This window comes from Syntrophales bacterium, from assembly GCA_030655775.1.
Lineage (GTDB): Bacteria > Desulfobacterota > Syntrophia > Syntrophales > JADFWA01 > JAUSPI01.
The window spans coordinates 1-2,890 of the sequence record JAUSPI010000052.1; the positions used below are offsets into that span (position 1 = coordinate 1).

The 2,890-nt window shown below is 43.4% G+C and carries 2 protein-coding genes; one reads left to right on the forward strand and one right to left on the reverse strand.

Annotated features, from left to right (window positions below; all coding sequences use genetic code 11):
• Positions 1–691: 691 nt before the first annotated feature.
• Complete coding sequence (locus Q7J27_02770) at positions 692–1,660, forward strand: IS110 family transposase (protein MDO9528062.1); 969 nt, start codon at positions 692–694, stop codon at positions 1,658–1,660.
• 143 nt (positions 1,661–1,803) lie between these two features.
• Here the strand turns inward: Q7J27_02770 and Q7J27_02775 are convergent, their stop codons facing one another.
• The gene (locus Q7J27_02775) at positions 1,804–2,574 is read right to left on the reverse strand and encodes a DUF169 domain-containing protein (protein MDO9528063.1); all 771 of its coding nucleotides are present in this window, start codon (positions 2,572–2,574) and stop codon (positions 1,804–1,806) included.
• Between the last annotated feature and the right edge of the window lie 316 nt (positions 2,575–2,890).

The window sequence follows — 2,890 nt, forward strand, 5'->3', positions numbered from 1 at the left end:
TACGGAAAAAAACCGCACCCTAACTGCCTGATTTGTCAAGTGTTTTTATTGCTTATACTCAATATTTTTTCGCCCCTTGCGATGCTGAAACCATTGATGAATCATAGCCTTATATGCAAGTCCCTAACCGGACATTGCTGAATAGCATTAATAATAATGCAGGATGAAGAAATAAAATATATACGATACATTCAAGATCCCATAAACAAAATTGATTATGAACAAGTAGTAAAGGTTGTTACTTGGAAAAGTAAAAAATACGATACACATGCAAGAAGTGAAATACAATTTGATAAATAAATATTTTAAATCTCATTCATCAATATTCCACTGTTCACAAGATAGGCGCTCAAGAGGGATGTGGCGAAACTGCTGCCATGCACCTTAGCTTGATCGGTAGAAACTTTCAAGAGGAATGAATATGCCAAAACCGAGAGACACCTTGTGTTCTTATGGAGTCAAGAATGTTGTAAACTACCCTGGGACGCCGGGGTAAAATGGGAGGAGAGAATCTGTGTTTCACCTGATGCCAGAGAGCATGATTTGTAGAGTAGATCCTCCTCCCACTGCTTTGTTCATAACTCGTACGGTATCATAAACCTTCCCAAATGGGAATGAGTTTGTACTTGCAAGGTTGATTCGAACGAAGCTTTTTACCAAAGGTGATATTATTAGAGGGGGGGGTATTTATATGTCAGTATCGGTTCTTGGGATAGATATTGCGAAACAGAAGTTCGATGCCGCACTTCTTGTAGATGGGAAGACAAAACATAAAGCCTGCAAGAATTCGGTGGAAGGTTTTGAGACGTTGAGGCTCTGGCTTGAGAAACAGGGGATTCAAAAGGTCCATGCCTGTCTGGAAGCGACTGGCAACTATGGAGAGGATTTAGCGATCTATCTTCATGAAGCCGGCCACATTGTCAGCATTGTCAATCCCGCCCGCATCAAGGGTTTTGGCCAGAGTGAACTGATTCGCACCAAGACGGATAAGATTGACGCCGCCTTGATTGCCAGGTTCTGTTTGGCTATGAAACCGGGTCCCTGGATTCCACCTCCACCAGAGATCAGATCCCTGAGAGCTCTGGTCAGGCGGGTTGATAGCCTGATCGACATGCGAAGTCAGGAGAAGAATCGGATCGGCACGGCACATGAAGTTGTCTCTCTTTTGATCAAAGAACATATCGCTTATTTGGATCAAGAGATTGAAAAAATCAGACAACAAATTGCCGATCTGATCGGACAAGATCCTAATCTTAAACGGAAACATGATTTGCTGGATTCTATTCCCGGTATCGGTAAGGCAACCATTCCTCACATCCTGGCAGAATTAGATGATCTGGAAAAATTTGATCATGTGCGTCAACTGGTGGCGTTCATCGGACTCGCGCCAAAGGAAACGCTCTCAGGATCATCTATTAAAGGCAAACCCAGATTATGTAAAATCGGACATGCGCGGCTCAGGAAAGCCCTTTACATGCCGGCGTTGGTGTCGATTCAATGCAATCCCGTTATGATTGCCTTTTATAACCGCCTAAAGGATAAAGGTAAAAATGGTAAAGTTATAGTCTGTGCGATTATGCGGAAACTGGTTCACGTTATCTTTGGAGTCCTGAAATCCGGGAAAAAGTATGATCCCAACTATAAGCCAGTTGCCGCTTGACAAGAACGGTATCTACAAAGCATGAATCTCGATAACCGAGGAATAGTTAAGGTTATCGCTTGAAAGAAAGAGCCGCCCCACCTGAAGATGAGGCGACTCGGATTGACAAGTGAAGTCATACTCCCCACTGATTCTGTACTATTCTATTTGAAAATGTCCGTCAATGGAAGTGTTAGTCCCACCTCGGGTTGGTAACGCAGGAAAGCAGGGATGGGATAACGAATTCCTCTTTCATGTGTCTTGGCAAGTCCTTCCACAAGATCTTTCAGATGTGAAGCAGGTAGTGCGTAAACCATTTCGTGATCCTGTGCAGTCGCCCAAACTCGATCCCCATTACCAGGTACAACGACTTTAGGGGATTGATCCAAGAAAGCCGCTATTACTCCTTCCGTGCATGAAGCGGCCCGCCCGGAAAATGAGCATGTAATCGGTTTTCCAGTATGGTAGGTACTGCCATGCAAACAACGCATGAGTTGGGCCGGGCTGAGATACATTAATATTACATCCGGTTCAATTTTGGTCCGTTCCAGGGGTGAGTAAATAACAGCCTCGCATTGACCCTGTTTAAGGAATCTGAAGGACTGGAGAATTGTATTGGCTGCTTCACTATCTGCAGCATAATTCATTTTTGAAAGAAATTTCACCGCTTTGTCTATATTTGCAGGTTCCCAACCATAGGTATGTCCAGAAATAGCGCATCCCGAATCCTCTTTGGTCATTGCAATAGTCCATCCGTATTTGCGAGCAATCGCTTGGGCTTGGCAATGCGCAATTTTGACCTTGAGATCTTTTAATGGTGTCCTTGTACCGTCTGGAATCTCGTTTTTTCGCTGTAAAAATTTTACTGCTACTGGAAAGGTTTCGAGTTTTAGGTAGCTGTTCAGTTCTTTACCAAGTTCTTGCCATTCTTTCATAGAAACACCCTCCTGTTTTTTATTTTAAACATATAGATGGATCACCATACATTCTCGTTTGCCAGAAATCAATCCGAAGCACGCCGATAAATGCAGATTGCCATTTAAAGTCTTGAATTCTACGGCGCGAAGGGAAATTGTTGACTTCAGGAAGTTACAGAGAGACCTTCGCTTAACCTACAACTACTCAGAACATCAGAACAGAGGAGAGAAAAGCATTAGTCTTTGCATTTCATGCGGGCAAAGCCATTGTTACGTAAGGGTCATCCGGCTGAAACTAACATGATCGAATAAAAAGCGAAGCCTCGTGATTGTC

Coding starts and splice junctions, on each gene's coding strand:
- Q7J27_02770 (MDO9528062.1), top strand. CDS start 692: ATGTCAGTATCGGTTCTTGGGATAGATATTGCGAAACAGAAGTTCGAT.
- Q7J27_02775 (MDO9528063.1), bottom strand. CDS start 2,574: ATGAAAGAATGGCAAGAACTTGGTAAAGAACTGAACAGCTACCTAAAA.